Source organism: Mesorhizobium sp. Cs1299R1N3 (assembly GCF_037179625.1).
Classification (GTDB): domain Bacteria; phylum Pseudomonadota; class Alphaproteobacteria; order Rhizobiales; family Rhizobiaceae; genus Mesorhizobium; species Mesorhizobium salmacidum.
The window spans coordinates 1-608 of the sequence record NZ_JAPYKQ010000051.1; the positions used below are offsets into that span (position 1 = coordinate 1).

The following is a 608-nucleotide window of genomic DNA, read 5'->3' on the forward strand; positions in this document are numbered from 1 at the left end:
GCAATCATCTGCAGTGACTACGAGCTGTCGAAGCAGTTCTACAATAAACTCGATTTCGTCATCGTCGACGAAAATTGGCGCGCCGAAAAGCAATCTTGGAAGTGCGACTTGCGGCATGGTCCCGTCCAGATCGAATTGTTCAGTTTTCCCATGCCGCCCAGCCGGCCGACCAGGCCTGAGGCATGCGGGCTACGACATGTAGCATTCTCGGTGGACTCGGTAGAGGCGACAGCCCGGTTGCTTCGGGCACGAGGTGTCGAAGTTGAGCCTATCCGCATAGACCCACACACAGGCCGTCCGTTTACTTTCGTGGCAGACCCCGATGGTCTCCCAATTGAGGTCTACGAGGATCGAGTTTGACAGCCGGAGGATTGCGACGAGAAGAGTGCGCAGCTGCCGGCATCCGGCTGACGGTCGTAAAAAGTGAAGTCGCGGCAATTGTGCGCACCTCGTTAGATGGTTTCAAGCCGGCTGAACCGAACCGGGATGAGTTTCCGAGTCTCGAGTTGCCCAGCAGCATCCTTGTCGATGATAGTCAGAAACTGTACTTCTTCAGACGCCAAAGGCAGAACAAGGCGTCCCCCTGGCTTGAGCTGATTCAGTAAAGC

The 608-nt window shown here is 55.8% G+C and carries 1 protein-coding gene and 1 pseudogene; one reads left to right on the forward strand and one right to left on the reverse strand.

The features are described from left to right. The first annotated feature begins 6 nt into the window (after positions 1–6). Positions 7–360 carry an SMU1112c/YaeR family gloxylase I-like metalloprotein gene (gloA2, locus tag O7B34_RS31895; protein ID WP_337149711.1) on the forward strand — a complete coding sequence of 118 codons (354 nt, stop codon included), beginning with the start codon at positions 7–9 and terminating at the stop codon, positions 358–360. Positions 361–452: 92 nt separating this feature from the next. Here the strand turns inward: gloA2 and O7B34_RS31900 are convergent. Further along, positions 453–608 (reverse strand): annotated as a pseudogene (locus O7B34_RS31900) (protein-L-isoaspartate(D-aspartate) O-methyltransferase); the annotation flags it as partial.